At 30.9% G+C, this 3,179-nt stretch carries 5 protein-coding genes; 4 read left to right on the forward strand and 1 reads right to left on the reverse strand.

From position 1 onward, the window contains the following. Positions 1-145 precede the first annotated feature (145 nt). Entirely contained in the window at positions 146-478 is a 333-nt protein-coding gene (locus B5P40_RS32040; protein ID WP_001120967.1) for a DUF1904 family protein, read from the reverse strand. 669 nt (positions 479-1,147) lie between these two features. On the opposite strand from B5P40_RS32040, the gene B5P40_RS32045 reads away from it, so the two are divergent. The 4 genes from B5P40_RS32045 (at position 1,148) to B5P40_RS33960 (ending at position 3,082) form a co-directional block, all read left to right on the forward strand. Continuing rightward, positions 1,148-1,735, forward strand: a complete 588-nt coding sequence (locus B5P40_RS32045; RefSeq protein ID WP_002193532.1) for a VanZ family protein — start codon at positions 1,148-1,150, stop codon at positions 1,733-1,735. A 29-nt stretch (positions 1,736-1,764) separates the two neighbouring features. After that, positions 1,765-2,214, forward strand: coding sequence for a GNAT family N-acetyltransferase (locus B5P40_RS32050; RefSeq protein WP_113710534.1), 450 nt, complete (start codon positions 1,765-1,767; stop codon positions 2,212-2,214). A gap of 205 nt (positions 2,215-2,419) precedes the next feature. Continuing rightward, positions 2,420-2,596: a hypothetical protein gene (locus B5P40_RS32055; protein WP_000671487.1), complete on the forward strand. Its 177-nt coding sequence runs from the start codon at positions 2,420-2,422 to the stop codon at positions 2,594-2,596. Positions 2,597-2,953: 357 nt separating this feature from the next. Further along, positions 2,954-3,082 carry a hypothetical protein gene (locus tag B5P40_RS33960; RefSeq protein WP_002193554.1) on the forward strand — a complete coding sequence of 43 codons (129 nt, stop codon included), beginning with the start codon at positions 2,954-2,956 and terminating at the stop codon, positions 3,080-3,082. The last annotated feature ends 97 nt before the right edge of the window (positions 3,083-3,179 follow it).

Consider the following 3,179-nt stretch of genomic DNA (forward strand, 5'->3'; position numbering starts at 1 on the left):
CATATTCATAAAAAGCACGTCACCCTTTCTTATTAACATAAGAGAATAGTAACGTGCTTTTAACTTCAAGAATAGTCTAAATCCTTAAGTTGATGGATGTGTGGTTCTACCCCTTATAAATGTTACAAAAATCTTTGAAATAGCTCTAACTTGCACAATGCTTCCCGTTAATATAATACGCTGATTCTGTGAAAACCGTGAATACAACCTCTACTTCTGGAAGTCCAAAATCCATTACATATGTAGTAATGGCCTTGGCAAATCGATCACGAATTTCCTGTCCACGCTCGAACCATTTCACTTCAATAAGAGGAAACGCTTCTATTTCTTCTCCATTGAATACAAACGTAGAACTTGGTAGTTCCAACGTAAAATTATCCGTACCACACTCACAAATCTCTGCGAGCTCTTCTACTAATGGCTTGCTTATACGTTTTAATTGTTCAGTAGTAATTCCACGAAACACAACATGCGGCATGTGAATCCCTCCGTTAGATAGCTTTATATTTGCTCACATCATAGCACAATTTATTTTGCTGCACTAGAATCTATTGGTACATTTCAATGACATTCTTAAGAATGATCATATGTTATTGAAGCAATACATGTATTGTAACTATTTCAAACATTTGAGAGCTCGGTAATTGGGTAAATAAAAAATGCCGTATCATTCTCCCTGTAAGGAGGCATGAGGGGGGCCTCTATTAGGAAAGGGATGGTGCGCTTATATATTTTAAAAAGAAAAGACACCCTAAGGTGCCTTCCTCCGACTTGATAACCACTTTAATTTTAATAACATTGGATTCCCATCCGAATACTATTTTACCACGTTAAGTAATGTTGGTCATTGAGAAAGTCAAATACGTAGTGCTCATATATAGTGACCCCTAGGAGCATGCAAGATTTAATACAGTTTTTTGGTTGATCCAACAACAATCGAGAAACCTAAAACCGCACCAGAATAGGAATGTATAAAAAAATGCATAGGTCCATAGAACGAAAAAAGGAGGTTCCCTTGAGAGAGTACGGTTCCTCCTTTTCCTTGCTACCGATAATAGGACGTTATGTTAACTAAGCATGTATAAGATATACATTTTACTTTTATATCTTTAAATATGCTAAAATGGAATAAAAAGGATGGAAAGATATGACACAGTTATGGAGATCTTTTGGATATGCAATTCCCCTGTTTTTAATTGCAACCGTTATTGTATGTGCAATTGCAATTGTATTAGTAAAAAAGAAGGGGAATGAAACAGTTGTACATAAAAACACAATCATTATGAACATAATTTTCCCTCTCTCGATAATTGCCATTTTACTGATTACTGTTACACCAAGACATATAGGGATGGAACAAATTAGAGTAGTAAACTTAATCCCTTTTATTGGTATGTATAAGTTAATGACCAATTATGTCGATATTATGGTTCCTATTAAAAATATATTGTTTAACATAATCCTATTTATGCCATTTGGCTTCACCTTATTATGGAAAAATCACACAAAACTTTCTATTTATCAAGTGACAATGATAGGCTTTATATTTTCTCTGTTAATTGAATTTATCCAATATGTCTTTCCGTCAGGACGTTCATCAGATATAGACGATGTAATATTGAACACCGTTGGAACATTATTGGGATGTTTATTCTGGAACCTGATTTATAAACTATTTCCAAAGTTTTTAAAAACATCGAACAAGAATACTAATATACAAAATAACTTCCGATAACGAAATTTATGTAAACAAAGGGGAAAAATATGATTAAACAAGCTAGTGAAAATGATCTGAATGAAATTCTAGCAAAATCAGATAATGCTCTATACGAAGGAACAGTCAAGACTTTTAAACCTACACAAAAACGAGTAAAAGAAATTATACAAACAACATTAGAACAAGGAGCATACTACTTAGTACTCAAAGACAATGACAATCTAAATGATGACTTAAAGGGATGGATTCTAATTGGCAGTGGTAAAGATTATTTTTCACAAGAGAGTGTAGGATTCATTTACGAATTATACGTTTTACCAGAGTATCGTGGTCAAAAGCTTTCAAAGAAATTGATGAAAGCAGGATTAGATGAGTTGTCTTTAAAAGGACATAAAGAAATACGATTAAATGTTCATGCAATGAACTTTGCAAGAGAACTATATAAAGAATTTGGTTTTGTAGATCGGCAGATTTCCATGAGTTTAACTTATAAATAAAGAAATTCCAATAACAATTGATTATGTGAACGAAAAGTCCCTTAAGAAGATTCGAAGGGACTTTTTCTAGGTTTTTAGATACAGTGAATACCGATAAGTGGTGTTATGTTAACTTGGTAAAAACACGTTATATAAAAGGGTTTCCTTACTTTTATCGAGAATATACTTATGTTCTTGATTTGTTAATTAAAAGGGAGCGTTAATGATGAAATTTAATCAATTATTTTTATTTATTATTGGGGCATTTGTATGTAGTTTAGTATTTAATTTTGTTACAGGTAAATTTGAATGGAGTGTTTTTTACTTATTGATATTAGGGGCAATTTCAGGTTATCAAATTGGTAAAAATGAAATCAAAAAACAGGTAAACAATGTAAATTAAACTACCGATAATGAGAATTATGTAAAAAAAGTTAGCATGGATCTAGCTTTTTTCTTTTTTGTCCATAATGCTCTAACCTCTTTATTTATTATGTTTTGAATGTATACTTTTATTAGTGATTTTGGAGGGAATGGGTAAGTTACGATAAATTCAATAAAATCAAGGGAATGAAAGTAAACTAATATTGAAAAGTTTACATTGATGAATGATAAAAAGGTCTAATTATTTAAGGTTAATTTAAGGTGGATTTTATAGATATTTCCAGTTTTTATATTATAATTATAATATTAAGTTATAAAGAGGAATTCAAAATTTGTTGTTTTAATAAATTAAATAGACCAAAAGGAGATGAGATAAATGAAAGCACATGAATTAATTACTGAGATACAAGATAGTTATGATGGCAATCCTAGTCAAGACGCTCAAGTTTTTATTTTATTTAGCTTTTTATTATTAGTATTTAAGTTTTTAAAACCAACAAATTAGTGGAAACTTAGGTGAAATGAAAAAGATAGCTTATTCAGTTAAAGCTGTCTTTTTTTATGGTATCTGGAAGTAAACTTCTATCTAAAAGTTTACTTTC

This window comes from Bacillus sp. SRB_8, from assembly GCF_003264205.1.
Taxonomy (GTDB): Bacteria; Bacillota; Bacilli; order Bacillales; family Bacillaceae_G; genus Bacillus_A; species Bacillus_A mycoides.

What these genes read in the sequence shown, in the direction of transcription:
- B5P40_RS32040 (WP_001120967.1), bottom strand. Translation starts at nt 478, where the DNA reads ATGCCGCATGTTGTGTTTCGTGGAATTACTACTGAACAATTAAAACGT.
- B5P40_RS32045 (WP_002193532.1), top strand. Translation starts at nt 1,148, where the DNA reads ATGACACAGTTATGGAGATCTTTTGGATATGCAATTCCCCTGTTTTTA.
- B5P40_RS32050 (WP_113710534.1), top strand. Translation starts at nt 1,765, where the DNA reads ATGATTAAACAAGCTAGTGAAAATGATCTGAATGAAATTCTAGCAAAA.
- B5P40_RS32055 (WP_000671487.1), top strand. Translation starts at nt 2,420, where the DNA reads ATGAAATTTAATCAATTATTTTTATTTATTATTGGGGCATTTGTATGT.
- B5P40_RS33960 (WP_002193554.1), top strand. Translation starts at nt 2,954, where the DNA reads ATGAAAGCACATGAATTAATTACTGAGATACAAGATAGTTATGATGGC.